Below are 25,386 nucleotides of genomic sequence, written 5' to 3'. Positions count from 1 at the left end.
CTGCCCTTCCAGCTAGTTGCAAAACCCGATATGATGGACGCTATTTATATACCCACACAATGCAGACAGCACTGACAAAGCTTTTAAACATAGATTTTCCAATTATTCAAGCACCCATTGGAAGTGCGACAACACCTGAATTAGCAGCATCCGTTTCCAATGCAGGGGGGTTAGGCATGTTGGCACTTTCGTGGACAGATATTGCTACCACAAGGGAAAAAATCAGAGAAACCAAACGACTGACAAACAAACCGTTTGGTGTAAACCTGATTTTGGAATGGGAACAATCGGAACGAGTCGAAATTTGCATACAGGAGCAAGTACCCGTGGTTTCATTTGCCTGGGGCAACTCACTTCCTTTTTTGCAGGCTTTAAAATCAAAAGGCATCAAAGTTTGTCAAACTGTTTCGACTAGTGAAGAGGCCTTATTTTTTGAAAATCTTGGGCTTGATTTTTTAGTTGCACAAGGTTGGGAAGCAGGTGGGCACGTACTTGGAAAAGTTGCTTCAAGTGTACTGGTTCCTTCTATAGCAGATAAAATCAAGATACCTTTTGCTTCGGCAGGTGGTTTTACTGAGGGAAGAGGCCTTTTAGCAGCATTGTCATTAGGGGCGTCAGGAATTTGGATTGGCACAAGATTTTTGATGGCAAAAAAAGCAAATGCGAGTTCGGTTTATCAGGAATTAATTGCCAAAGCAAATGAAAATGACACTGTTTACGCTGAAAGGCTTTTTAATATTGGGTGGGACAATGCACCGCACCGAGTAATTAGAAATAGCACCGTTATAAATTGGGAAAATTCAGGCAAACCCTCAATTGGACAAAGACCAAATGAACATGAAATTATCGCTCAAAAGCAAAGCGGAGAAACCATCAAACGTTATGCTGATGATATTCCAACTAAAACAACAACAGGTAACCTGGAGGCACTTGCATTATATGCAGGCCAAAGCGTAGGGCTTATTGGACAGACAATAAAAACGGCAAAAGAAATTATTACCGAAATAATAGAAGAAGCAAATTTGCAACTTGATAAACTGCATTCGTTAAGGGCAAAATAAAGACCGAGCGCCTGATGCTGAGTTAACTGAAAGATGTATGACCAGCCTTATTTCTTCTCGTCCACAAAGTTCTGGAAGGCGTAGGCTACGCCGATGGTGAGGCCCTGCGAGTACTGCAGGCCGGCGTCCTGGTCGAAATCGTAGAGGCCGATGCCGTTGAGGGCGACGTTGACGTATTTGCCCACTTTGGCGGTGAGGCCGAGGTCGAGGCGGTGGTCAATTTCTTTGCCGTTGAGGTTGGCGTAATTGGCGAAGAGGACGTAGCGGGCCTTGAGGGCCACGGCGGGACTGAGGGGCTTGTCGTATTCGGCCAGGACTTGGGCGGCCAGGACTTCCCAGCGGGTGCTGTGGCCGGGGTTCACGCCGTAGGGCGTGTCGCCGAGCACTCCCACAAACCGCTCGGCGCGGTTCACCACGGTGAGGCGGGGCGCGAATGGTGCCAGGCGCACCCGAAACGCGGGGTTGGGGTGGTATTCGAAGCCGTAGGCAGCGGTGAGAAATGCGGGGGCGAAGAACCCGGACACCTGCCGGGCGCGGTCGTTGCTGAGGGCGTCTTTGTCGTATTTGTAGCCGCCGGCGAATTGCGTGAGCAGGTTAAGGGAGAGGAACATGTTCCAGTTGGAGCTGATGGCGCGGCCGTACTTGGTGTCGAGGTAGAGGCGGTCCTGGCCCTTGCGGTAGCCCAGGCCGCGGGTTTCGGAAAAGGCAAAAAGGAAGTCCGACTCGTTGTCGAAGGAGTGCACGCCCAGCCTGCGGTTGGCCTTGAGGTTGGCCAGGGCATTGAAGCCGATGGTGTTGACGCCGCCGCCGCGCCAGTTGGTGCTCAGCAGCGACTCGTTAAGGCCAAGGCCGGCTTTGCCGGACTTGCGCCAGAGCGGCGGCGGCACGGGACGGACGGTGTCCGCGGGGGGGAGCACTACCTGGGCCTGGCCGCGGCCGGGAGCCGCCAGCAACCCGAGGCCCATTGCAATGAGTAGTAAGGTAGCACGCATAAGGCAACTGACGAGTACAGATGAACTGCCAAAGAAAGGAACAAAGCTCTAATCCGGGAGTGTCTCAGGACCGCCGTGGCTTAACCTGTACCATTTGGGTGCGTCATTATTTTAGTAATTTGCTGTGTGATGTGCTGGGCCGGATGGGGAAGCGCCGGCGGCACTGAGCGGGCCTCTATACACTTCCTTGCTGCCGCGTCATGGTACTCTATCAACTCATCTACCAAAGCCAGTCGCTGGTGCCGTTCGAGACGCCCGAGCTGGAGGACTTACTGGTGCAGTCCCGGGCTTTCAACCTGGCCCATCACATTACGGGCATCCTGCTCTACACCCCCGACGGGCGCTTTATGCAGGTGCTGGAGGGCCAGAAAAGCGTGGTGCGCGACCTTTACTACAACCACATCCTGCTGGACCCGCGCCACTACAACTGCCGGGTACTGACCGACGGCCCGGCCATGCGCCGCAGCTTTAGCACCTGGACCATGGGCTTTCGGGTAGCCACCGCGATGGACTTGCGAGCCCTGTTGTGCACCGTGCCTCCCGATGCGCCGGGCCTGCTGGTGCCCCGCCCCCACACCCGCCCCGAGCTGCTGGACCTGCTGCAGGATTTTGTGGAAAGCTGCGAAACCGAACCCTGGCTGGAACACCCGCGGGCATAGCGCGGGGCGGTGCTTTGTGCTGCTGCCGGTATCTTTACCGCAATGCCTGCCCAGCCCGCTTCCTACCCCGTTTCTGCCCCTGCTTTGCCCGTTGGGGCACCCGTCTCCTTCCTTGCCGGGGTGGCCCGCGAGTTGCTGGAGCGCTACGGCTCCGGTCCGCTCGATGAGCTGTCGGACCTGGTGGTGGTGGTACCCACGCGCCGCGCTGTGGTTTACCTCAAAAACGAGCTGGCCCTGGCCCTGCCGGTGGGCGCACCGCTGTGGGCCCCGCGCGTGGCCGCCATGGAAGACTACATGGTGGAGCTGGCCGGCGTACAGGTGGAGGAGCCCATTGCGCTGCAGTTGCTGCTCTTCGACCTGCTCAAGCACATCGACACCAGCTTGGAATTCGACCGCTTCGTGGGCTGGGCTGGCCTGTTGCTCAGCGACTTCTCCAACCTCGACCAGAACCTGGCCCCCACCCACAAGGTGTTTGAATACCTGAGCCAGGCCAAAGCCCTGGAGCGCTGGAACCTGGAGGCCCTGCCCGAGAAAAGCAAGGCCGCCGCGCACTCCTTCAGCTTCTGGGACCAGCTCGAACGCGTGTACCTGGAGCTGCAGCGGCGCATGAAGGCCACCTCCCTCGCCTATCCCGGCCTGGCCTACCGCTTGGCGGTGGAGAAGCTAGAGAAGCGCCTGCAGGACCCCGCCGAGGCCGAAGTAGCCCGCCACGTGTTCGTGGGCCTGGGCAACTTGTCGAAGGCCGAGGAGAAGCTCATCCGGCTGCTCCTGGGGGCCGGGCGGGCCGAAGTGTGCTTCGACGCCGACCCGTTTTACCTGGAGGAAGACTCGCCCAACCGGGCCGGCCAGCACTTGCGCCGCTACCTCAAAAAATGGAACCTGCCCCTCGAAAACTTCGGCGGTGGCACCGAGTGGCTGCGCGGCCAGCCCCGCCACGTGCGCTACCTGGGCGTGGCCAACCCCAGCATGCAGGGCAAGCTGGCCGGCCAGCTCCTGGCCGAAGCCCGCCGCCAGTACCCCGACGCCACCGTGGCCGTGGTGCTGCCCGACGAGACCCTGCTCCTGCCCGTGCTCCACGGCCTGCCGCCCGACGAAGTGCCCGACTACAACGTGACCATGGGCCTGAGCTTCCAGGCCACGCCGCTGTTCAACCTGGTCGATTTGCTGTTTGAAGTGCACCTCACCGGCATCCGGGAAGGCAGCGCCGAGACGGGCTACGGCGTGCCGCGCTACCACCACCTGGCCGTGACCAAGCTGCTGGGCCACCCCTTCCTGCGCCGCTACCAGCAGTGGCTCGACAAGCAGGCCGACCAGCCCCAGTACCACGGCGTGCTCGACCAGGTGTGCCGCGAAATCGTGCGCCTCAACGCCGTGCTGCTGCCCGCCACCGAGCTGCTGAAGCTGGGCGCGCACCACCCGCTCATTGAGGCCCTGTTTAAAACCTGGGACAACTGCGACGACATTATTGCGGCCTGTCACGCCCTTATCGACCTGCTCAAGCAGGTGTATGCCGACAAGCAGTCGGGCATCGAAGCCGAATACCTCTACCTTTTTTACACGCTGATAAAGCAGCTGGATTCGGCCTTCGACTGCCGCGAGCAGCGCCTGTCGGTGCGCTCGTTTCGGCGCTTTCTGTATGAGCAGATGGGCCGCACGCGCCTGCCCTTTTCGGGCGAGCCCCTGGCCGACGTGCAGGTGATGGGCCTACTCGAAACCCGGGCCCTGGACTTCGACCACGTCATCATTCTGAGCTGCAACGAAGGCGTGCTGCCAGCACCGAAAAAACAGCAGTCGCTGTTTCCGTACGATGTGCTCACGGAGTTCAAGCTGCCTACCTACGCCGATGCCGAGGCCATTACGGCCTACAATTTCTGGCGGCTGCTGCAGCGCACGCAGCGCGTGGATTTGGTGCACGTGCTGCCCGGCGCCGAGGGCATGAAGAGTGGCGAGCGCAGCCGCTTCCTGCTGCAGCTGCAAAACGACCTGCTGCCCCAGAACCCGCACATGGTGCTGGAGGACCTGACCGTATCGGTGGCCACCGCGCCCACCCCGATGGGCGTTGACGCCTACGAAGGCGACCTGGTGCTGGAAAAAGACGAGGAGATGCTGGCCGCGCTGCGCGGCGTGCTGGAGCGGAATATTTCGCCCTCGCGGCTCAACGATTTTCTGGCCTGCTCGCTGCGGTTTTACTTTTCCAAGGTGGCCCGCTTTCAGGAAAACGAAGCCGTGGAAGAAACCCTGGAAGCCGGCAGCTTTGGCACCATGGTGCACGCGGCGCTGGAAAACCTGATGCTGCCCTTCGAGCAGGACGCCCGGCCCATTACCGCTGCCGACATTCCGGACCTGCTCAAACTGGTGCCCGAGGAAGTGCGCAAGGCCCTGCGCCAGGAAGAAACCGAGAAGCACGCCCGCCCCGACGAAGGCCTCAACCACGTGTACGGGCAGGTGGCCGGGCGCCTCATCTCGCGCTACCTCGAAGGGCTGGAGCAGTACGAAGGCCTGCCCCTGCGCCTCTTCAGCCTGGAAAAAGACCTGGCCGCCACCGTGTTTGTGGACGTGCCCGGCTCGGGCAAGCTGGCCGTGCGCCTCTTCGGCAAAGCCGACCGCGTGGACCAGCTGCCCGACGGCCGCCTGCGCGTGGTGGACTACAAAACCGGCCTCGTGGAAGCCAACGACCTCAACCTGACCAACCGCGGCAAGCTCAGCCCGGCCGAAGCCACCGAGCGCCTGCTCTCGGAAACCACTTCCAGCGCCGACAAAGTGCGCCAGCTGTGGCTCTACCGCCTCATGCTGGCCAGCACCGAAAAGCGCGAAACCGAAAACACAGCCATCGTCTCGATGCGCAACCTCGACAAAGGCCTGCTATCGGCGGATTTGGGCTTCCTTACCCCAAATGGCGAAGATTTTGTCCGGGTTTCCGAGGAATTAGTGAGTAAAATTGTGCTGCGAATCCTCGACCCGGCGGAGCCCATTCGCAAAACCGACGATTTAAAAAAGTGTGAATACTGCCCCTATCGCGGCATTTGCGCCCGGTAATAAGCTCTAACCCTCTGTCATCCTGAGCTTGCGAAGACCTTATCAGGTTCGAACAGTTTGCAGTATTTATAACGGCGCAGGCGTGGTAAGGTCCTTCGCAGGCTCAGGATGACAAACAAATATTTTCGAAAACCCACCCATGACTGACCACAATACCAAAGACGAATTCATGCAAGCCGCCATTGACGAAGCCCGCCTGGGCCGCTCGCAGGGAGGCATCCCCATTGGCTCGGTGCTTGTTCGCGACGGCAAGATTGTGGGCCAGGGCCACAACAAGCGCGTGCAGGAAGACTCCGCCATCAAGCACGGCGAGATGGACTGCCTCACCAACGCCGGCCGCCAGCGCACCTACCGCGATACTGTGATTTACACCACGCTCATGCCGTGCTACATGTGCGCCGGCACCATCGTGCAGTTTAAAATCCCTAAGGTGATGGTAGGCGAGTCGCGCACCTTCGGCGAGTCGCGGGCTTTCCTCGAAAGCCACGGCGTGGAAGTAGTCGACCTGGACCTGCAGGAATGCGTGGACATGATGGACGAGTTCATCGCCGCCGAACCCACCCTCTGGAACGAGGACATTATGGAGTTGTAGACGGGCACCACTTATCAGCTGGCTGGTTCGACGGGTAAAGCCACCGGTTCATCGAGCTTATGCCGAAGCCCGGCATCCGACGGCTTTATTTTTGCGTCCCTACCTACGCGTTAGCCTTTTGTTGTAGCCCATGTCCCTTCACGCCGTTCACCGCCTGTTGCGCCCGCTGCTGATATGGCGCGCGCGCCACATCAGCGAGCGGATGTACATGCTTATTCTGAGCGTGTTGGTGGGCTTGGGCGCGGGCCTGGCGGCGGTGTTGCTGAAAACGGCCATCCGGGCGCAGCAAAACCTGCTGCAGAGCTCCATTTCGGAACCGCAGCGGGTGTTTGCCCTGTCGCTGTACCCCATTATCGGCATCACCCTCACCGTGCTGGTCACCAAGTACTTGCTGGGCGGGCAGTTGGGCCGGGGCATTGGCCCCATCATCTACAGCACGGCCCGGGAAAACAGCGTGGTGCCGCGCTCCAAGCTGTATTCGCAGATGATTACGGCCTTCCTCACGGTTAGCTTCGGCGGCTCGGCCGGTACCGAGGCCCCTATTTCCGTGACCGGGGCGGCCCTGGGCTCCAACATTGGCCGCGTGCTGCACGTGGACCGGCGGCGGCGGCGCCTGCTCACCGGCTGCGGCGCGGCGGCGGGCGTGGCGGCCATCTTCAACTCGCCTATTGCGGGCGTGCTGTTCGCCGTCGAAACCATTTTGCTGGAGCTGCCGGCGCAGTATTTTATTCCGCTGCTCATTTCCTCGGCCACGGCCACGGTGGTGTCCAAATTTCTGTACGAAGGCCAGCCCTTCGTGCTCATCACCACCAGTTGGCCCGTGGATGCGGTGCCGTTCTACATTTTACTGGGCTTTTTTACGGCCATCTTTTCGGTTTACATGATTCGGACCTACCATTGGTTCGAACGTTTTTTTGACCGGTGGCCGGGCCTGGACTGGCGCAAGGTGCTGCTGGGCGGCGCGGCGCTGGGCGGCCTGATTTTCTTCTTCCCTACCCTGTACGGCGAGGGCTACAACACCGTAGAGCAGCTGTTGCGGGGCCAGTCCGACCGCCTGACCGACGGCAGCATTTTCTCGGTATACCAGGACAATAACCCTTGGATGCTGCTGGTGCTGGTGCTGTTCAGCTTGCTGCTGAAGGTGGTGGCTACCAGTATAACGGTGGGCGCGGGCGGCAACGGTGGCATGTTTGGCTCGTCGCTGTTTGCGGGGGCGTTGGCGGGATTTTTCTTTGCCCGGCTACTCAATCTGAGCGGGGTGGTGCATATCCCGGAGGTGCACTTTGTGGTGCTGGGCATGGCCGGCACGCTGGCCGGCGTCATTCACGCGCCGCTCACGGCTATCTTCCTCATCGCGGAAATCACGGGCGGGTACGCCCTGTTTGTGCCCCTCATGCTGGTGAGCAGTTCCTCTTACCTCATCACCAAGTACTTCGAGCCCTACTCCGTGTACACCCGCAAGCTCACGGCCCGGGGCGTGGACGTGTACGCCAACCGCGACCGCGGCCTGCTGGCCCAGCTCGACCCCCGCAAGTTGCTCGAAACCGATTTCATTGCCGTGCGCCCCAACACCACGCTGGGCGAGCTGGTGGATATCTTCCGCCACACCTCGCGCAACCTGTTTCCGGTGGTGGCAGCCGGTGGCCGGCTCCTGGGCATCGTCAGCCTCGATTCTGTGCGGGATGCTCTTTTCGATGACGCCCACTACACCACCACGCAGGTGCGGGAACTCATGCAGCCCGCTCGCGCCGTGGTGGGCCCCAACGACGACCTGCAGCACACCCTGACGCTCTTCGACCGCCACGACGCCTGGGCTCTGCCCGTGTGCGAGGAAGACGGCCGCTACCTCGGCTTCATTCTAAAGTCGGCCATCCTGGCCCGCTACCGGCGGCAGCTCATCCTGGAAAGCGAAGCGTAGTAAGTGATTAACGGTTAATGGCTGGTTCAACTTCTGAGTTGACACACCACTAACCGTTAATCACTAATCACTTACCGTTTAGTTAAACTTCCAGCATGTCGGGCGTGCGGTGCGCTAGCATCAGCCCTATCATCATCAGAATGCCGGTGAAGAGAATTACGACGAAAAGGATGTTTTCGCTGACCTCGCCGATGAGCATGTTCTGGGGAATGCTGTAGAAGAGCAGGACCGAAATCAGGCCTTTGGGGGCAATGAACAGCTCGGGAATGAGGTCGGTTTTGGCCACGTACCGCAGGTACAGGAACCGGATGAAGGTGAGCATAGCCACAATGAGCACCCCCTGGAACAGCAACGACAAGCTCACCAGATTGGAGAGCGTGATGGAGAAGCCGAACATCAGGAAGAAAAACGTGCGGATGAGAAACGCCGATTCGGCGGTGATGCTCTTGAGCTGCTGAAGCTCGGCGGCCAGTTTTTCGGGCTGGAACCAGCGCTGCATGCGCGCGCCACGTGTGAGCATATCGGCGTTGTTCACCACCAGGCCAAACACGAGTACCAGCACCAGGGAAGAGAGGTGCAGCTTTTTGGCCAGGCTGTAGATGAGCACCAGGAAGGCGAACAGCAGGAAAAACTTAACGTGAGCACGCAGGCGCCCCAGCAGGAAAACCAGCAGCGCGGTACTGAGCACAGCCACCACCACTACAGCTATTACGTCGCGCCCAAACGTGACCACCGAAAGCCCCTGCGCAAAGTTGTCCTGCAGGGCAAAGTTGAACAGCATGATGCCGATGATGTCGGAAAAAGTGCTTTCGTAAATGATAAACTCCTGCTTTTCGCCCCCCAGCCCGGCCACGCTCGGAATAGCCACCGCGCTGCTCACCACAGCCAGCGGCACAGCATTCACGATGCAGCTCTGCCAGCCCACGTCCAGGTAGGCGTGCAGCAACGCCGCGATGGCCCCCACCTGCACCAGCATAATGACCAGCGCCGCTAGGAAGGAACGCCGCACAAGGGGGAATTTTTCGGGCGTCAGGCGAAGGTCCAAAGAGCCCTCCAACACAATGAAAATCAATCCAACAATACCAAACAGCTGCAGCACTACTGGAGACACTACAATGGGCATTTCCCAGTAGGCGCTGGCCTGGCTGAGGGCAATGCCAGCCAGCAACAGCAGCAGCACCGAGGGAACCTTGGTGGCACGCGCAGTGAGGTCGAATAAGTACGACAGGAGCACGGCGAGGCTCAGGCCGATTAGTATAGTGTAGGGTCCCATGCGCCAAAACTAACGGCAAAGTCGCCCATTGGTTGGTTTCATTCCCAACTGCGGGCCGTACTTTGCAGCTTTACCCCTCCTGGCCGTGGCCGAATCGCCCCGTATTAATGCGTCTTTTATAGCGGTGGTGGGCGGCGGACCGGCCGGCCTGCTGGCCGCACAGCACCTGGCCGAAGCCGGGTGCCGGGTGCGGGTGTACGAAGCGCAGGCCACCGTGGGGCGCAAGTTTCTGGTGGCCGGACACGGCGGCTTCAACCTCAGCAATGCCGAAGACATGAGCCGCTTCGCCAGCCGCTACGGCCCCGAAGAGTCCCGGTTCCGGGACTTGCTGCACCACTTTTCGCCGGCTGAGCTGCGGGCCTGGGCCACGGGCTTGGGCATTGAAACATTTGTGGGCACCAGCGGCCGCGTTTTTCCGGTGGCCGCTCACAAACCCGCCGAGCTGCTACGCGCCTGGGTGGCCCGGCTGGGCGAGCTGGGGGTTGAAATCCTGACCCGCCACCGCTGGCTGGGGTTTGCGGGCACCACGGGGCTGCGCGTGTGCGACGAGAGCGGCGGCCCGGAAGCGGCCCGCGAGCTGGTGCTGGAGCCTGCCGCAACCATCCTGGCCCTGGGTGGCGCCAGCTGGGCCAAAACGGGCTCCGACGGCGCGTGGCTGCCCCTGGTGGAACAGCTTGGCGTGGCCGTCGCCTCTTTTGCCCCGGCCAACTGCGGCGCGGAAGTGGCGTGGTCGGCTTTCTTCAAGGAGAAAGCAGGCCGGGCACCGCTCAAGAACATGGCCCTGCGTGTGAACGACGGCCCGGCCCTGCGCGGCGAAATAATGCTAACCGAGTACGGCCTGGAAGGCACGCCCGTGTACGCCAGCACACCCCAGCTCCGGGCGGCCCTGGCCACCGGCAGCCCGGCCAATCTTTACTTAAACCTAAAGCCTGACCTGACGCCTGAAGCCCTGCTTGCCAAGCTGCAACAGCGGCGTCCGGGCGCTTCGCTGCCCGACTTCCTGCGCAAAACCCTGCACCTGGGCCCACCCGTGCCTACCCTGCTGCGGGAAGCGCAGCCCGAAGCAGCCACGCTAAACCCGAAAGCGCTGGCCGCCCTTTTGCAGGCCGTGCCGATTGCCGTGACAGGCCTGCGCCCCCTTGACGAGGCCATTTCCACGGCCGGCGGCATTGCCTTCGCGGCCGTGGACGAGCACCTGATGCTGCGACAGCGGCCGGGCACCTTTGTAGCGGGCGAAATGCTGGATTGGGAAGCGCCCACCGGCGGCTATTTGCTGCAGGGCTGCTTCAGTACCGGAGCGTGGGTGGCCAGGGGTGTGCTGGCGCGGTTAGCGGTTAGCGGTTAGCGGTTAGCGGTTAGCGGTTAGCGGTTAAATTTCGTTTCGACTAACCGTTAACCACTAATCATTAACCACTACTAACGGCTACTTCTCGGCCCGGATGCGGGCGGCGGCTTGCTCGGCGTCGCGAAGAATCTGTTTGGCTTCGCCCAACAGCCGGCGCCCCGGGTGGAGCTCATCGCGGGCAATGAGGGCGAAGAGCAGAAAAAACGAAGCAAAGGGCAGCACCCACCCCAGCACAAACCAGAGCCAGAACGACCGGCCGCGGCTGTGTGCGCAGTAGCCGGTCAGAATTGGGATGAAGGAAATGGCCACCGCCATCACAAAAAGCATGTCGACGAAGAGCATAGGCTTGCGAGGTTGGCGGTGTGTGAAGGAGCCGCAATCGGGGGGGGCTGGCTTTATCCCGAATATACGGCAATGCAACCGGCAAATGAAGCAACTTGACAGGAAATTTGTTTGAATGCACCACTATGCCGAGCTTTTTTCCGTAGTTCGAAGCGAAGTCGGGTCCGCAACGGGGCCTGGCCGTTCTGTAATTGCCAATGTGGGAACACCAAAGCCTGTTTCGCGTCTCTGCCCAGCTCTTCGCCGAGGGAATATTTAATCTACTGGACCGCAGCCTGCGGCCCGAAGTTTTCCTGCTCGGTTTCGCTTCCTCAAAGGAAGCGGACGAACCCGGTGCCGTAATCATCGAGCCTTCCACCATGCGCTACTCGCCCCTCGATTTCAAGGACGTGAAGGGCATAGCCGCCACCCTGGAAACGGATACTGGCCCGCAGGGAATTGTGTACCACCTGCACCCCAACGACCACGACCGCACCGCCAAGCACCACTGGTATGAGCTGGTGTGCCGGGCTACCGAAACCACCCTTCAGGACCTGGCCACGTCGCGCAACGAAAACCGGCGCTCCTTTTGCGCCGTGCCCGTGAGCCTGCAGGGCTACCTAGTGACGGTGGTGCTGCAGCTTTCCACCGATTGCTATGATGGGTACTATACCCTGCCAAAGTCAACCGCCGGCCGCCCCGTCAACCTCCCCCACGCGGCGTGATAGAGTTTTTGCACGACTGCAACCGCGCCCTGCGCGAGGCCGACACAGTGGATAACGACCAACCCGTGCTCGACCGCGACTACAACGAGCTGCTGCGCTCGGCGGGCCGCCGCCTCATGCTGCGCGTGGCCCCGGCCGGCACCCACGGCCTCTACGATGCCTGCAACGGCGTAGCGGCCCTGCGCCACGAGGGCGACGAGGGCGTGGGCACTATGCTGGTAAGCCGGCGCCTGCACCCGGCCATTGTGCCGGTGCTCACCCTGGAAACGCCCGTGCCCATGCGCGACCACCGCTCCATTCGCAAGCTGCTGGAACTGAGCGAGGGACATACGGCACTGATTTCAGATGCCTCGCACGTCTTTGGGCTGGGCCAGCTCGTGGCCGAGTCCGATGGCCAGTACGAGCCGCTGGTCACGGTGCATTTTACCAACCATTACAGCTGGGAAATGAGCCACGCCGGCCATGTGCTGATGCGCGTGGTGAGCAATACCCCACGCCTACCGCAAGGCCAGGTAGCGGCCGACAACTTTGCCCGCACCGCCCGCATTGTATTCCCCAGCCTCTCCCTCGATAGCATCGATTACCTGTGGGATTTGGCCCACAAAGCCACCACCCAACCCACCGGCACCATCCTGGTTATCAGCACCGGCGCGGCCAAAGAAGCCCAGCGCCTCACGCGCCAGTGCTTCCGGGTGGTGCCGCGCATTATGACGCCCTCCGTGCTCCGCTTGGTCACCAACATCGACGGGGCCGTGCTCATTGAGCCCAGCGGCATGTGCCACGCTATTGGCGCCATTCTCGATGGCCTGGCCACCGAAAAGGGCGACTCCTCGCGGGGTTCGCGCTACAATTCGGCGCTACGTTATGTAAACAGCAGCAAATACCCCGCCTTGGCCGTGGTAGTGAGCGAAGACGGCTGGATTGATTTGCTGCCCTCCTGATAAATGCAAGGCGCTTTATTGGGCGATAAAACCGAGGCGCATCGCCTGCTGCCCATGGCTGGGCGCCGTACCTTTGCCCCGTGAAATACTTGCAACCTACCCACTGGGCTCTGGTGGCCGCTACCGGGCTGCTGCTGGCGGCGTGCGCCTCGCCCGATAAGCCCATTGCCGAGCAAGGCCCGCCCTCGCCGGCCTCCGCGGCCGAAATGGCCGTTATGGCACGCCACGATTCGTTGATGGCCAAAATGGACGAGCTGTACCGGCTCAAGGGTCTAATCACCAAGGCTAAGGCGCCGGGAGCCGGCCCGTATTTCCGCGGCCTGGCCGCCGCCGATGCTGCCATGATGGGCTGGATGCACCAGTACCGCGCCCCCGATTCCACGGCCACTCCGGCCGCGCGCCTGGCCTACTTCCAGCAGCAACAGCAGCTGCTGGCCACGGTCAGCCAGCAATTTCGTGCAACGATAGACTCCGCTTCGTTGTTTATCAATCGGCAGCCCGCGCTGCCGTCACCGGCTGAGTCCGCTCCTTCCAAATAAGTTATGTTGAAACGCCTTTTTCTGCTGCCCGTCTTGGCAGCATCGCTCTTCACGTCCTGCACCGAGCCCGGCTCCGATACCGCCGCCCGCCTGCCCATTCTGGGCGAGCGCGACGTGCGGCCCCGCGCTGATGGCGGCCCCGCCGATACGATTTTTGCCACGGTCCCCGCGTTCAAGCTCACCGACCAGTCCGGCAAAGTCATTACCAACCAAACCTTTGCTGGCAAGGCGTACATCGCCGACTTCTTCTTTGCTACCTGCCCCGGCATCTGCCCCAAAATGCAGGCCGAGCTGCTGAAAGTGTACGCCAAGTACGGCCAGGACCCGCGCCTGGCCTTCCTGTCCCACACCATCGACCCCGCCCACGACACCATTCCGGTGCTGCGCGACTACGCCGACCGCCTGGGCATGGGCGCGGCCAAGAACTGGTACTTCGCCACCACCGGTGCCAAGGGCGAGCCCACTGCCAAGGACTCTGTGTTCCAGCTGGCCCGCGCTTACTACACGGCAGCTGAGCCCGACAAGCAGGCCCCCGGCGGGTTTGCCCACAACGGCACCTTTGCGCTCGTGGACGACCAGGGCCACATCCGGGGCCTCTACGACAGCCTCAACGAACAGGAAGTGGCCCGGCTGATGACGGAGCTGCCCATCCTGCTGGATGAAATCAAGTCCCGTCAGCCGGCCGTGGCCCGCCAGTAAATGCGCATAGCGTTTCGACTTATGTTGGCAGGCGCCATGGTGGCGCTTATGCTGCCCGCCTGCTTCCCCGTCAATAAAAACCAGGGCGAGCGGCTGTACGTGGACCACTGTTCCAGCTGCCACGGCGGCGAGGGCCAGGGCCTCGCCCGCCTGATTCCGCCCTTGGCCGGGGCCGACTACCTTGCCCTGCACCGCGCCGAGCTGCCCTGCCTGCTGCGCAACGGGCAAAAAGGACACATTGTGGTAAACGGCATTTCCTACAACAACGTGATGCCCGGCGAAAAAGGCATGAGCCCCGCGCAGCTTACCAATTTGCTGAACTACATCGAGAACAGCTGGGGCAACAAGTCCAAGCCGCGCACCATCCGGGAGGTGGAGGAGCAGCTGCAGGCCTGCCGTTGAACTAATGCCATCACGCGGCAGCCCGCCCACCGCAACGGGCGAATATTTTCCCTCGCAAGCGCCACACTGTGCCCGTTTGCCCTCTTTTCAACCCGTTTTCTGCCGTAGATTGCGTCCCTAATCCATTTGCATTCTTAATTCCGTTATGGGCCTGCTCGACTTTCTGAAGAATAAACCCGCCGACACCACGCCGGCCACTCCCACTCCGGCGGCTGCCCCTTCGGCGCAGCCCGCTGATAAAGCTGCGAATAAACCAGCCGAAAAGCCCGCTGGTGGCCCCCGCTACCAGGGTTCTAAATTTGTGGCGCCGCCCGAGCCGGTAGCGCCGGCTCCTGTCTACCAAATGCCGGAGCCCGCGCCGTTTCCCTTCGAGCCCGAAAACGTGCTGGAGCAGCTGCTGCTGCTGGCCTCTACCGAAGAGAACGCCCGTCCGGCGTTTTACCAGGCCCTGCTGCAGGAGGAAATCCTTATGATTCTGGCGCCCATGGAAGGCATCAACGAAGGCGAAGTGGTGCTGGCCGAAGGCCAGGAAATCCAGCTGCAGATTTTGTCCGATGGCAAGCTGCCCATCTTCTCTTCGGTGCCCCGCCTCACCGATGGCGGCATGGACAACGGCCCCGTGAGCTACGTGCGCCTGCCCGGCCACGCGTTTTTCAACATGGTGCAGGGCCAGGACTGCGTGCTAAACCCGTTCTCGCCCGCCGGCAAGATTCTGCCCAAAGACGAGCTGGCCGCCCTGCTGGCCGGGCAGCTCACCGGACCGCTTTCGCCCGCCGGCGGCGATGCCCAGGTGCTGCTTAGCGTGCCCGCCGAACACCCCACGGCCGTGGCCGACGCCATTGCCGCTTGGGCCGCCACCCAGCCCCACCTCGAAGCCGCCTACCTGGCCCAGATGCAGCTCGCCGATAATCCGGAAGTACCGCGGCTGCTCCTCGCTTTTGTAAGCAACAACCCCGACCCGAGCTTCATGCAGGAGTTGGGCCCGGTGCTGCAAGGCCAGACCGACGCTTACCAGTTCGTGGATTTGATGCTGCTGGACATGAATTCGGAAGAGGGCGTGAATCCGTATTTCCGCACCATTGAGCCATTTTACAAGGCTGGGTAAGGGAGACGGAGTAGTATTTTGACGCACTGTTTGGCTAAACAGGAACGTCATGCGGAGCTTGCCGAAGCAGCTCTCCCGCGCCTCTTGTCATGCTGACGAAGGAAGCATCTTATCAGGTTAGAACAAATCGTTCTGCTGTGAGAAGGTCCTTCGCAAGCTCAGGATGACAGAAGGCGCGGGAGAGCTGCTTCGGCAAGCTCCGCATGACGTTCTTTTTTTACAATTGTCTACATGATTTTGGCACTGACTGCTCGTGGCTTGCTCACAACTGGCACCGAGCGCTACCTTTCGTGTATGAAACTCGCTGCACTCCTGCTCCTGGCGCCTTTTGCCGCCCTTGCCCAAAACAAACCCGGCCCGCTGCTTCCGCCCGCCGACCCGCGCATTCAAAAACTGGTCGAGCAGATTTCGGCCAAAAACCTGGAAGCGGACATCCGCAAGCTGGTTTCCTTCGGCACCCGCCACACCCTGAGCGAGACTGACAACCCCAAGCGCGGCATTGGCGCGGCCCGCAACTACGTGCGCGATGAATTCCTGAAGTACAGCAAGGCCGGCGGTGGGCGCATGACCGTGGAGATGGACACCTTCACGGTGAAGCCCGACGGCCGCCGCATCAACAAGCCCGTGCTGATGGCCAACGTGCTGGCCACCCTGCCCGGCACCGACCCGAACGACACCCGCATTATCCTGGTGAGCGGCCACATCGACTCCCGCGTTTCGGACGTGATGAACGCCACCGCCGACGCGCCCGGCGCCAACGACGACGGCTCGGGCACGGTGCTGGTGATGGAGCTGGCCCGCGTGCTGGCCGGCGAAAAATTCCCCTGCACCCTCAAGTTTGTGGCGGTACAGGGCGAAGAGCAGGGCCTCTACGGTTCGGGCCACCTCGCGGCCCGCGCCAAAAAGGAAAACTGGAACCTGATTGCCATGCTCAACAACGACATCGTGGGCAACTCGCACGGCTTCGACCCGGTGATTAACAATGACAAGCAGCTGCGCGTGTTCAGCGAAGGCGTTCCCGCCAACGAAACGCCCGAGCAGGCCCGCGTGCGCCGGCAGCTCAGCAACGAGAACGACGGCATCAGCCGCCAGCTGGCCCGCTACACCCAGCGCGTGGCCCAGCAGTACGGCAAAGGCCACGAAGTGGTGCTGGAGTACCGCCCCGACCGGTTCCTGCGCGGCGGCGACCACACACCGTTCAACCAGCAGGGCTTTCCCGCCGTGCGCTTCACGGAGATGAACGAGGACTACACCCACCAGCACCAGGACCTGCGCACCGAAAAAGGCCGCGCCTACGGCGACGTGATTGAGGGCGTGGACTTTGCCTACCTGCGTCGCAACGCCGGCATCAACCTGGCCACCATGGCCAGCCTGGCCCTGGCCCCCGCCGCCCCCTCTAAGGTAGAAGTCCTAACCGCCAACCTCACCAACCGCACCGAGCTGCGCTGGGAAGCGCCCACCACCGGCGCCAAGCCCGCCAGCTACGTGGTGCTGGTGCGCGAAACCAGCGCCCCTCAGTGGCAGCAGCGCATCCCCATGACCGGCATGACGGCTAACCTGGACATCAGCAAGGACAACTTCATTTTCGGCGTGGCCAGCGTGGACGCGGCTGGGCACGAGAGTGTGCCCGTACTGCCGGTAGTGGGCCGGTAATCCCTACTAAATCAACTTGTTAGCTTATCGTGTTTAAGATGTTTCGGTATTTTGTGGCTGCGCTTTCGCTGTTGGCGAATTTCTGGTCTTTACCAGCAAATGCAACCAGTTGCGTGGAGTCTCCTTGGATAAGGGTGTGGCCCAGCTACGATGTGCCAACGATTCGAACACGTCAGATTTTTTTACTTTTCGCTGACCAAGAAGAGGGCTACTTGCAAAAAGGGCTCAGGCAGTTTGGCACGGAGGCTCAGCTGTATTTATGGTCAGCGAAAGACTCGGTACCATTTCGCGTGCTGGACCGAGTTTTGGATGAGAAAGGAAAAATGCAACTACTGCTTCAGCCCAACCGCTCGTTGCTGGCGGGGCACGAGTATGAGTTACGCGCCAGTCGCGGACAGGAAAACCTATTCTACTACTTCGAACAACCTCCTGCTTCCTCAAAAAGCAGTGGCAAAACCCGATATCGATGGAAGGCATTAGTGGCAATGGACTGGCAATCACCTGTTTGGATGTCCTCTCCACAGGTTTTGAAAAAGGTTTATGAGAACTGCGCCAGCTATAGCAATTCGGTACTGTTTTCGTGCCCGGTGAGAGATTCTTCTTCGTACCTAATCAAAATGACTGTTCAACACCAGACTACTAGTCGCCACTGGAGTGCTTATCAAATACCCGTGAACCGTACGCCTTGGAAGCATCAGATTTGGATGGGTAATGGCTCGTGCGGGGGCAATGTGCGTTTCGAGTCGGAGAACAATTACGAGGTTGCTTTTGAAGCTGTCGATTCTATTGGAAACCGCGCTAGTGCTGGTAGTTCACCGCTTGTATTCCAATCTCCAAAGAGAGTAGAATGCTCCACGAATTTGCAGCCAAAGCGGCCAAAAGCTAAAATCCGCAATAAGTAATTTCGATTATTTGGACATGAAAAAGGCTTCGTACTTGACTGCACGAAGCCTTTTTCATGTCCAAATATTAGCGCTACCACCTACTTCTTCCCACCTGCCGCAGCCAGCACGGCTTGGTTCAACCGCGTGTATTCGGCTTTGACTATTGGATTCTTTTGGTCGCTGAGCAGCTCCAGCGACTTATTGGCGGCCATGATGGCGTCTTTATTGTTGCCCTGCTTTTGGAGCAGCTTGCCGCGCCAGTAGTAGCCGTCGTAGCGGGCCGGATTGGCGGCGATGTACTCGCTGAGCCAGCCCAGGGCGGGTGTGAGGTCCTTGCCGGCATTGTAGTAGTACTGCACGGCCGTGAGGTAGGGCTTCTTCTCGCCTTTCATGGCCTGCTCAATCTGGGTCACCACAATGCGGTCGGGGTCGGCGGTGATGGGCAGCGCCACTTGCGTGCGGTCCCAGGTCACTACCAGGTCGGCGGAGGCGGGGCGGAGGTTTTCCACGGTCAGCGACATGGTTTCCTGGGGGGCGGCCAGCTTGGTCGGTTTGGCTTTCACGCGCAGCACGTCGAGGTCGGGCTTGTAGGCGTAGGTGCCCCACTGCGCGGTGTCGCGGTTCAGGATAAAGGTCCATTCCCTGGCGTCGGGGATGGCCAGCAGGGCGTAGGTGCCGGCGGGCACGGCCTGGCCGCCTATTTTGACTTCCTCGCCGAAGCGCACCTTGGTCACGGTGTTGGCCCCGGTGCGCCACACCGTGCCGTTGGGCACCAGCTTGCCGAAGGCCTCCCGCCCCCGCAACGAGGGCCGCGAATACGTGAGGTCGATGAAGGAAGTAGAGAAATCCTGGCGGATGTGCGTGGCCGGGCTCAGCGGCGGCACCGTGAGCTTGGTTTGGGCCTGAGCGGTGGCGGCCAGCAGCAGGCCGGTGGCCAGCATTGCAAACGTGTGTTTCATGGGTGCAAAGATGCTGATAATGCAGCGATTGCGGAGCCCGATTCGTTTCGACTCAAAACAACGCCCCGTCTCAGCCGTTCAGATAATGAGCGTGCTCGCTCCGAGCTGTTAACTACTTCGCCGCATGAAAATCCTCCTCACCGGCGCGACCGGTTACATTGGGCAGCGCCTGCTGCCGCTGCTAGCCGCCGACCACGACGTGGTGTGCCTCGTGCGCGACCCGCGCCGCTTCTCGCTGCCCGACTCTCTCCCGGAACTGCTGCACGCCCGCGTGCAGGTAGCCAAGGGCGACCTGCTGCGACCTGCCACCCTCAAGAACCTACCCACCGACATCGACGCCGCCTACTACCTGGTACACTCCATGAGCGGGCAGGGCAAGGATTTTTTTACCCTGGAGCAACAGTCGGCGCACAACTTCACGCAGTACCTCAACACGACCTCCGCCCGGCAGGTCATCTACCTCTCCGGCATTGCCAACGACGAGGCGCTGAGCGTGCATCTGCGCTCCCGCCGGGCCGTGGAAAACGTGCTGGGCCAGGCCACAAATGCCCGGCTCACGGTGCTGCGCGCCAGCATCATCATCGGGTCCGGCTCGGCCTCGTTTGAGATAATACGTGACCTGGTGGAGAAGCTGCCAGTGATGGTAACTCCCAAGTGGCTGAACTCACGTTGCCAGCCCATTGGCATCCGTGACATCATGTACTACTTGACATCCGTTTTGGATAATCCCGCCTGCCTGGGCAAGGCCTTCGACGTGGGCGGGCCCGACGTGCTGACCTACCGTCAGATGCTCCTGGGCCTGGCCGCCGAGCGGGGCTACAAGCGCTGGATTGTGACCGTGCCCGTGCTCACCCCGCGCCTCTCGTCGTGGTGGCTGTACCTGGTCACGAGCACCACGTTTTCGCTGGCCCAGAGCCTGGTCGAGAGCCTTAAAAACGACACGGTGTGCGACCCGGCCAAGAGCATTAGTGGCATCGTTCCGCACGAATGCATGGGCTACCGCGCCGCCCTGGCGCTGGCCTTCCAGCGCATTGAGCAGAACGAAGTGGTGAGCAGCTGGAGCGACGCGCTGAGCTCGGGCACCATGCGGCAGAACTACATGGATGCCATTCAGATTCCCAAGCACGGCATGTTCTTCGACCGGCAGCTCATGGCCTTTCATCGGCCCGTGGCGGAGGTGCTGGATAATATCTGGCGCATCGGCGGCGACCGGGGCTGGTACAAAACCGACTGGCTCTGGCGCATCCGGGGCCTCATGGACAAGGCTGTGGGCGGTCCGGGCCTACGCCGCGGCCGCCGCTCCCCTTCGCGCCTGCGGGCCGGCGACCCGCTCGATTTCTGGCGCGTGCTGGTGGCCGACAAAGCCAGCCAGCGCCTGCTGCTCTACGCCGAAATGAAGCTACCCGGCGAGGCCTGGCTGCAGTTCCGCATCTTGGACCAGCCCGATGGTGGGCACGCCGTGGAGCAGCTTGCCGCCTACCGCCCCCGCGGCCTGGCCGGGCGGCTGTATTGGTACGCCGTGCTACCGTTTCACGGCATCATCTTCAAAGGCATGGTCAAAAACCTGATTCAGTACGAAGCAGCGCCGGAGGCGGAAATAAGGGAATCCAGTCCGGCCCAGTAGCGCACGCGTTGCAGGACTGAGCTGTTATGTCTAATTATTGTTACATAAAATATTAATAGACAGGATATTATAAACATTAAACAGCGTTAATAAAGTCGGACAAAAGCAAAAGTATTGTTGCAGCGTAGTAGCATAAGCGACTAGATTTGGGCACTTCTATATCACCGTAGCTCAATGCCTCGCTCATGACGCTTCCCAACTCCCACGGCTACGATTACTACACGCCCTTTTACCTGCTGGCTACGCTCACCAACGTGCTGTTGCTGCTGTGGGAAGGCTGGCGGCGCGGCTTCCCGCTGCGGCCGTGGCTGGCGCTGGTAGCCGCCAGCAGCCTGGCCCTGATTCTGGGCTCGAAGCTGATTACGCACCCATTTGGCGAGTGGGCCACGCTGCTGTTTGCCGATACTCCGGCCGATACGGCGCGCTCCATTCTGGGCGGGAGCCTGGCGGCAGTGCTTACCGCCGTAGCCCTGCGGCGCTGGCTGGGGCTGAGCCGGGCGGTGCTAGATGCCATGGCCCTGCCGCTGTGCGGGGCGCTGGTGGTGCAGTGCGTGGGCTGCGTGCTTACCGGCTGCTGCTTTGGAGAACCTACTACGGGCTTCTGGGGGCTCACATACGCCGCCGGCACGCTGCCATGGGCCACGCAGGTACAGGCAGGGCTGCTGCCGGCCACGGCAGCGCACAGCCTGCCAGTGGCTCCTACGCAGTTGCTGGCGCTGCTGCTCTGCGCGGCGGTGGGCGGGGTGCTGCTGGCGGTACGGCAGCGACGCTGGCCCGTGGGCTCCTGGCTGCTGCTGCAAACGGGCCTGCTACTGCTGGGCCGCGTGGCGCTGACCTTCTGGCGCGACCCTGCGGGCGAGCCCGTGGCGGGCACCGTGCATCCGGTGCTGGGCGGGCAGTGGTTGGAACTGCAGCTGGTGCTGTTGCCATTGGGGCTGGTGGCACTGGGCGTGTGGGCCTGGCGCGTGTATGGGCCAACGGCGGTTGGCGAAGCAGTGCCGGTTACGACCGAACCCGAAGCTGGCCCGGCGCGCACGGTAGCGGTGGTGGTAGCTATGCTGGCGCTGTCGGCGATGTTCGGCCGCCAGGCCCTGACCCTGCCCGAAGTGCTGGTGGTGCGCGCCCTGCTGCTTACGCTGCTGATAGCCGAATGCGGGGCCATGCTTGTCTCGTTCCGGATACAGGGTCTGCGGCTTGCAGGACTGCCGCTGATTGCAGCAGTGGGCGGCATGATGATGCTGACTACTGCCCAAACGCCGGCCGATAGCACCCGTTATCGCAGGCTCACAATATCACTGGGAGGACAGCAAGGCCAATACGATGAGGACATAACGCGGGCAGCCACTACCAGCTTCGGCGGCTGCGGAGGCGGTCAGCCGGCGCAGCGAATGGCCTACTACCATGATTATTCGGTGCTTGGTGGCAATGTCGCCTACAGCTTGCGCGGGCCAGCGGCCAAAGGTCTCCAAACCGTTGGGGTCGGGGTATGGGCCGGCACCGAGCGCATTGGCTTTCAGTCGCTGGCGTCCAACGTGGCCTTTCCCCCAACTCCCCCAAGTAGCCGCGTCAGTTTTCCGATTTACGATTTCAATCCCTATGTGGAGGGCCGAAAACAGTTCCGCCACCTAGCCCTTGGCTACCGGCTGGGCGTACACGTAGGGCGCCTGCGCAACACGTCCACCGTTTCGGCCGACTCGTCGGTGCGAACAGTGTGGGGGGCTCCCGACGTCCAATTTTGGTTAGGCAACCGACGAACCCTATTTGGGCAAGTAGATACAGGAGTGGGGCCATTGGCGCTGGGCAATTACACCTCGCGTTTCGCTCTGGGCAGCGGCTTGGGTGCCGACGATGGACGCTACCTGCTGGCCGGACTAGCCATTGCAACACATGAGCGCAGCTACAGCATGGGTTTTCTCAGTGCCAACATCCGACTGGCAAAAACCGGACTAAGCGTCGAGCCCTACGCGGCTTCCGATTTTGGCCGACACCACCAGGTAAACCTCCGCATCAACTACCAAATACCCCTGGGCCACAAATAAATTATTTGGAGGCCCGCCCTTACCCAAACACCGGCACCACGCGCCCTTCTTCCACCTTCAGCGCGGCGTCGTACTTATTCCCGGTTTTGGCTGAGATAAAACCTTTGATGACAGTGGTTTCGCCCCGCCGCAGCAACTGCTTGAGCTGCGTTTCGGTGAGTTGCTTGCCGCCCCACTCGAAGGCCACCCGAAACTGGCAGTCCTCGCGGAAGCGGGAGCAGCCATAAGCGGCCTTGCCCTTGAGCATGGTGCCGAGCTTACACACGGGACACGGAATCTGGCCGGAGTCGGGCGCGGCGCCGGGCTTGGGTTCCGCCACCAGCTGTAGCACAGGCTGAAAGGCAGCATCGAAGCCAATGGCGGCATCGAACTTCTGCCCCCCGGCACCCACGAAACCCTTCATAATGGGTGTGCGGCCCTTGGCCAGCAGGGCTTTCACCTGCGGGTCGCTCAGCTTTTTGCCGTGCATCTCGGCAGCCAGCCGGAACGTGCAGCCCTCGCGGAAGCGGGCGCAGCCAAAAGCGGTTTTGCCCCGCAGCACGTGGCCGGTTTTGCACACGGGGCAGTAGCCCAGGCCCTTAGCTGAGCTATTAGCTGCTGGCTGCTGGCTGTTAGCTTTTCCTTGAGCTGAGCTAACGGCTAACGGCTGAGAGCTAACAGCTGAAGAGGAAGTCACCATCCGCCCCCGGCCGTCGGTCTTTACTTCCTGCACCATCTCGCGCACCAGGGCGCTGAGCTCGGCCAGAAACTGTTCCGACGACAGCTCGCCCTTCTCAATCTGGCGCAACTTCCGCTCCCACTGGCCCGTGAGCTCGGCCGATTTCAAGGTAGGGTTGCGGATGAGGCCGATGAGCTCGACGCCGGTGGGCGTGGGCAACAGGCGCTTCTTCTCGCGCCGGATGTAGTTGCGCTTAAACAGCGTTTCGATGATGGCAGCGCGGGTACTGGGGCGGCCGATGCCATTTTCCTTCATGGCCTGGCGCAGCTCGTCGTCGTCAATGTTGCGGCCGGCGGTTTCCATGCCGCGCAGCAGGCTGGCTTCGGTGTAGTCCTTGGGCGGCTGGGTGGTTTTGCTGTCGAGGCGCGGCACGTGGGGGCCGCTTTCGCCCTGCGCGAAGCTGGGCAGCACGGTGCTCACCACGTCTTCGGCCTCCTCGCCGCCGGCTTTTTGGTTGGGCGCGGGGGCCGGGGTGGGCGCCTGCTGCTCCTCGGGGTTGCCGTACACCACGCGCCAGCCGGGGCTGAGAATCTGCCGGCCGCGCACCCGGAACGGGCGCTCGGCCGCCTCGGCCAGCACGGTGGTGTTGCTCACCTCGCAGTCGGGGTAAAAAGCCGCGATGAAGCGCCGCGTGATGATGTCATACACGCTGCTTTCCATCCCGCCGCCCGGGCCCGCCGCGCCGGTCGGAATGATGGCGTGGTGGTCGGTCACCTTGGCGTTATTGAACACCTTGGGCGTCTTCGGAATCTTGGTGGCGAGCAGCGGCGCGGTCAGGCTGTCGTAGCCAATGCCACGCAGAATGCCGGGGATTTTAGGATACTGGTCGTCGGGCAAAAACGTGGTGTCCACCCGCGGGTAGCTCACGGCCTTCTTCTCGTACAGGCCCTGCACAATCTTGAGCGTGTCCTCGGCCGAGAGGCCCAGCTGGTTGTTGCACTGCACCTGCAGCGAGGTCAGGTCGAACAAGCGCGGCGGCGACTCCCGCCCTTTTTTAATCTCTACTCCTGTGATAATCAGCGGTGCAGTCCGCACCGCCTCAAGTGCTTCTTGCGCTTCCTTCTCCGTCACAAAGTAACCGAGCGCCCGGAGCCGCGTTTTCTCGTCGGGGGCGTCTTCGGCCTCCTTGGCTTGCTTGGGCGGGGCAATGTGGCTGAACATCGTACCCCGGTATTCGGTGCGCAGCACCCAATAGGGCTCGGACTTGAAGTTCTGGATTTCGTGCCAGCGGTCCACCATTAGGGCCAGCGTGGGCGTCTGCACCCGGCCAATGCTGAGCAGCTGCTTGTCCTGGTAAGTGGTGTACTTGAGGGTGAAGAGGCGGGTGGCATTCAGGCCCAGCAGCCAGTCGCCCACGGCCCGGCTTTTGCCGGCCTGGTACAGCTTGTCGAACTCCTTGCCGTCGCGCAGGTTGGCGAAGCCCTGGCGGATAGCCTCCTCGGTGAGCGACGAAATCCAGAGCCGCTTCACCGGCTTGCGGCACTTGGCCTCCATCAACACCCAGCGTTGAATCACCTCCCCTTCCTGCCCGGCGTCGCCGCAGTTGATGACTTCCTCGGCCTCAGCCACCAGCTTCTTAATGGTGTGGAACTGCTTCACCACGCCTTCGTCGCGGCGCATGAGCTTGATGCCGAACGAGTCCGGAATCATGGGCAGGTTGTGCAGGTTCCAGCGCTTCCACTCGGGCTGGTAGTCGTCGGGCTCCTTGAGCTGGCAGAAGTGGCCGAAGGTCCAGGTAACCTGGTAGCCGTTGCCCTCATAGTAGCCGTCCATGCGGCGGGTGGCGCCCAATACGTTGGCAATTTCGCGGGCCACGCTGGGCTTTTCGGCTATGCAAACCTTCACTGATTTTCGCTGATTAAAAGGACGCCTCCCATGTTTTGAGCGGCATCGTAATCAAC

Annotated in this window: 21 protein-coding genes; 16 read left to right on the top strand and 5 right to left on the bottom strand. The window is 61.2% G+C overall.

What is annotated here, in order from left to right; translation table 11 throughout:
* Positions 1-59: 59 nt before the first annotated feature.
* On the top strand, positions 60-1,061 hold the full coding sequence (locus tag BEN48_RS18345; protein WP_083321157.1) for an NAD(P)H-dependent flavin oxidoreductase: 1,002 nt from the start codon (positions 60-62) through the stop codon (positions 1,059-1,061).
* Positions 1,062-1,108: 47 nt separating this feature from the next.
* Here the strand turns inward: BEN48_RS18345 and BEN48_RS16745 are convergent, their stop codons facing one another.
* A complete protein-coding gene (locus BEN48_RS16745) occupies positions 1,109-2,053 on the bottom strand; it encodes a DUF3078 domain-containing protein (RefSeq protein WP_070736256.1) in 945 nt (314 codons plus the stop codon).
* A 200-nt stretch (positions 2,054-2,253) separates the two neighbouring features.
* On the opposite strand from BEN48_RS16745, the gene BEN48_RS16740 reads away from it, so the two are divergent.
* The 4 genes from BEN48_RS16740 (at position 2,254) to BEN48_RS16725 (ending at position 8,258) form a co-directional block, all read left to right on the top strand.
* Positions 2,254-2,712 (top strand): BLUF domain-containing protein, encoded by a 459-nt coding sequence (locus tag BEN48_RS16740; protein WP_070736254.1) that lies wholly within the window; start codon positions 2,254-2,256, stop codon positions 2,710-2,712.
* Between the two features lie 42 nt (positions 2,713-2,754).
* A complete protein-coding gene (locus BEN48_RS16735) occupies positions 2,755-5,748 on the top strand; it encodes a PD-(D/E)XK nuclease family protein (protein WP_083321156.1) in 2,994 nt (997 codons plus the stop codon).
* 139 nt (positions 5,749-5,887) lie between these two features.
* Positions 5,888-6,340: a nucleoside deaminase gene (locus BEN48_RS16730; RefSeq protein WP_070724343.1), complete on the top strand. Its 453-nt coding sequence runs from the start codon at positions 5,888-5,890 to the stop codon at positions 6,338-6,340.
* A gap of 130 nt (positions 6,341-6,470) precedes the next feature.
* Positions 6,471-8,258: a chloride channel protein gene (locus tag BEN48_RS16725; RefSeq protein ID WP_070736252.1), complete on the top strand. Its 1,788-nt coding sequence runs from the start codon at positions 6,471-6,473 to the stop codon at positions 8,256-8,258.
* 82 nt (positions 8,259-8,340) lie between these two features.
* Here the strand turns inward: BEN48_RS16725 and BEN48_RS16720 are convergent, their stop codons facing one another.
* Positions 8,341-9,531, bottom strand: a complete 1,191-nt coding sequence (locus BEN48_RS16720) for a cation:proton antiporter domain-containing protein (protein WP_070736250.1) — start codon at positions 9,529-9,531, stop codon at positions 8,341-8,343.
* 85 nt (positions 9,532-9,616) lie between these two features.
* On the opposite strand from BEN48_RS16720, the gene BEN48_RS16715 reads away from it, so the two are divergent.
* Positions 9,617-10,876 (top strand): BaiN/RdsA family NAD(P)/FAD-dependent oxidoreductase, encoded by a 1,260-nt coding sequence (locus BEN48_RS16715; RefSeq protein ID WP_206599877.1) that lies wholly within the window; start codon positions 9,617-9,619, stop codon positions 10,874-10,876.
* Between the two features lie 78 nt (positions 10,877-10,954).
* On the opposite strand, the gene BEN48_RS16710 is transcribed toward BEN48_RS16715, so the two are convergent.
* On the bottom strand, positions 10,955-11,218 hold the full coding sequence (locus BEN48_RS16710) for a hypothetical protein (RefSeq protein ID WP_070736248.1): 264 nt from the start codon (positions 11,216-11,218) through the stop codon (positions 10,955-10,957).
* A gap of 197 nt (positions 11,219-11,415) precedes the next feature.
* On the opposite strand from BEN48_RS16710, the gene BEN48_RS16705 reads away from it, so the two are divergent.
* The 8 genes from BEN48_RS16705 (at position 11,416) to BEN48_RS18900 (ending at position 18,163) form a co-directional block, all read left to right on the top strand.
* Positions 11,416-11,922, top strand: coding sequence for a hypothetical protein (locus tag BEN48_RS16705; RefSeq protein WP_070736246.1), 507 nt, complete (start codon positions 11,416-11,418; stop codon positions 11,920-11,922).
* A complete protein-coding gene (locus BEN48_RS16700) occupies positions 11,919-12,863 on the top strand; it encodes a diadenylate cyclase (RefSeq protein ID WP_070736244.1) in 945 nt (314 codons plus the stop codon). Before BEN48_RS16705 ends, BEN48_RS16700 begins: the two co-directional genes overlap by 4 nt.
* Positions 12,864-12,943: 80 nt before the next feature.
* Positions 12,944-13,402, top strand: a complete 459-nt coding sequence (locus BEN48_RS16695) for a hypothetical protein (RefSeq protein WP_070736242.1) — start codon at positions 12,944-12,946, stop codon at positions 13,400-13,402.
* Positions 13,403-13,435: 33 nt separating this feature from the next.
* Positions 13,436-14,101 carry an SCO family protein gene (locus tag BEN48_RS16690; RefSeq protein WP_241502306.1) on the top strand — a complete coding sequence of 222 codons (666 nt, stop codon included), beginning with the start codon at positions 13,436-13,438 and terminating at the stop codon, positions 14,099-14,101.
* A gap of 36 nt (positions 14,102-14,137) precedes the next feature.
* Positions 14,138-14,503, top strand: a complete 366-nt coding sequence (locus tag BEN48_RS16685; protein WP_241502305.1) for a c-type cytochrome — start codon at positions 14,138-14,140, stop codon at positions 14,501-14,503.
* A 145-nt stretch (positions 14,504-14,648) separates the two neighbouring features.
* Complete coding sequence (locus tag BEN48_RS16680; RefSeq protein WP_070736236.1) at positions 14,649-15,608, top strand: enhanced serine sensitivity protein SseB C-terminal domain-containing protein; 960 nt, start codon at positions 14,649-14,651, stop codon at positions 15,606-15,608.
* A 294-nt stretch (positions 15,609-15,902) separates the two neighbouring features.
* Complete coding sequence (locus BEN48_RS16675) at positions 15,903-17,261, top strand: M20/M25/M40 family metallo-hydrolase (RefSeq protein WP_083321155.1); 1,359 nt, start codon at positions 15,903-15,905, stop codon at positions 17,259-17,261.
* A gap of 53 nt (positions 17,262-17,314) precedes the next feature.
* Positions 17,315-18,163 (top strand): hypothetical protein, encoded by an 849-nt coding sequence (locus tag BEN48_RS18900; protein ID WP_125932705.1) that lies wholly within the window; start codon positions 17,315-17,317, stop codon positions 18,161-18,163.
* 80 nt (positions 18,164-18,243) lie between these two features.
* Here BEN48_RS18900 and BEN48_RS16670 read toward each other — a convergent pair whose 3' ends face one another.
* Positions 18,244-19,104, bottom strand: coding sequence for a DUF2911 domain-containing protein (locus BEN48_RS16670; protein WP_070736234.1), 861 nt, complete (start codon positions 19,102-19,104; stop codon positions 18,244-18,246).
* A gap of 124 nt (positions 19,105-19,228) precedes the next feature.
* On the opposite strand from BEN48_RS16670, the gene BEN48_RS16665 reads away from it, so the two are divergent.
* Together BEN48_RS16665 and BEN48_RS16660 are read left to right on the top strand one after the other, a co-directional pair.
* Positions 19,229-20,728 (top strand): SDR family oxidoreductase, encoded by a 1,500-nt coding sequence (locus BEN48_RS16665; RefSeq protein ID WP_070736232.1) that lies wholly within the window; start codon positions 19,229-19,231, stop codon positions 20,726-20,728.
* A gap of 185 nt (positions 20,729-20,913) precedes the next feature.
* Positions 20,914-22,767 carry a prolipoprotein diacylglyceryl transferase family protein gene (locus tag BEN48_RS16660; RefSeq protein WP_070736230.1) on the top strand — a complete coding sequence of 618 codons (1,854 nt, stop codon included), beginning with the start codon at positions 20,914-20,916 and terminating at the stop codon, positions 22,765-22,767.
* Positions 22,768-22,786: 19 nt separating this feature from the next.
* Here the strand turns inward: BEN48_RS16660 and BEN48_RS16655 are convergent, their stop codons facing one another.
* The gene (locus BEN48_RS16655) at positions 22,787-25,330 is read right to left on the bottom strand and encodes a type IA DNA topoisomerase (RefSeq protein ID WP_070736228.1); all 2,544 of its coding nucleotides are present in this window, start codon (positions 25,328-25,330) and stop codon (positions 22,787-22,789) included.
* Between the last annotated feature and the right edge of the window lie 56 nt (positions 25,331-25,386).

Source organism: Hymenobacter glacialis, from assembly GCF_001816165.1.
Lineage (GTDB): Bacteria > Bacteroidota > Bacteroidia > Cytophagales > Hymenobacteraceae > Hymenobacter > Hymenobacter glacialis.
This window is presented reverse-complemented; position numbering and strand designations above follow the sequence as displayed.

What these genes read in the sequence shown, in the direction of transcription:
- BEN48_RS18345 (WP_083321157.1), top strand. Translation starts at nt 60, where the DNA reads ATGCAGACAGCACTGACAAAGCTTTTAAACATAGATTTTCCAATTATT.
- BEN48_RS16745 (WP_070736256.1), bottom strand. Translation starts at nt 2,053, where the DNA reads ATGCGTGCTACCTTACTACTCATTGCAATGGGCCTCGGGTTGCTGGCG.
- BEN48_RS16740 (WP_070736254.1), top strand. Translation starts at nt 2,254, where the DNA reads ATGGTACTCTATCAACTCATCTACCAAAGCCAGTCGCTGGTGCCGTTC.
- BEN48_RS16735 (WP_083321156.1), top strand. Translation starts at nt 2,755, where the DNA reads ATGCCTGCCCAGCCCGCTTCCTACCCCGTTTCTGCCCCTGCTTTGCCC.
- BEN48_RS16730 (WP_070724343.1), top strand. Translation starts at nt 5,888, where the DNA reads ATGACTGACCACAATACCAAAGACGAATTCATGCAAGCCGCCATTGAC.
- BEN48_RS16725 (WP_070736252.1), top strand. Translation starts at nt 6,471, where the DNA reads ATGTCCCTTCACGCCGTTCACCGCCTGTTGCGCCCGCTGCTGATATGG.
- BEN48_RS16720 (WP_070736250.1), bottom strand. Translation starts at nt 9,531, where the DNA reads ATGGGACCCTACACTATACTAATCGGCCTGAGCCTCGCCGTGCTCCTG.
- BEN48_RS16710 (WP_070736248.1), bottom strand. Translation starts at nt 11,218, where the DNA reads ATGCTCTTCGTCGACATGCTTTTTGTGATGGCGGTGGCCATTTCCTTC.
- BEN48_RS16705 (WP_070736246.1), top strand. Translation starts at nt 11,416, where the DNA reads ATGTGGGAACACCAAAGCCTGTTTCGCGTCTCTGCCCAGCTCTTCGCC.
- BEN48_RS16685 (WP_241502305.1), top strand. Translation starts at nt 14,138, where the DNA reads ATGGTGGCGCTTATGCTGCCCGCCTGCTTCCCCGTCAATAAAAACCAG.
- BEN48_RS16680 (WP_070736236.1), top strand. Translation starts at nt 14,649, where the DNA reads ATGGGCCTGCTCGACTTTCTGAAGAATAAACCCGCCGACACCACGCCG.
- BEN48_RS16675 (WP_083321155.1), top strand. Translation starts at nt 15,903, where the DNA reads ATGAAACTCGCTGCACTCCTGCTCCTGGCGCCTTTTGCCGCCCTTGCC.
- BEN48_RS16670 (WP_070736234.1), bottom strand. Translation starts at nt 19,104, where the DNA reads ATGAAACACACGTTTGCAATGCTGGCCACCGGCCTGCTGCTGGCCGCC.
- BEN48_RS16665 (WP_070736232.1), top strand. Translation starts at nt 19,229, where the DNA reads ATGAAAATCCTCCTCACCGGCGCGACCGGTTACATTGGGCAGCGCCTG.
- BEN48_RS16660 (WP_070736230.1), top strand. Translation starts at nt 20,914, where the DNA reads ATGACGCTTCCCAACTCCCACGGCTACGATTACTACACGCCCTTTTAC.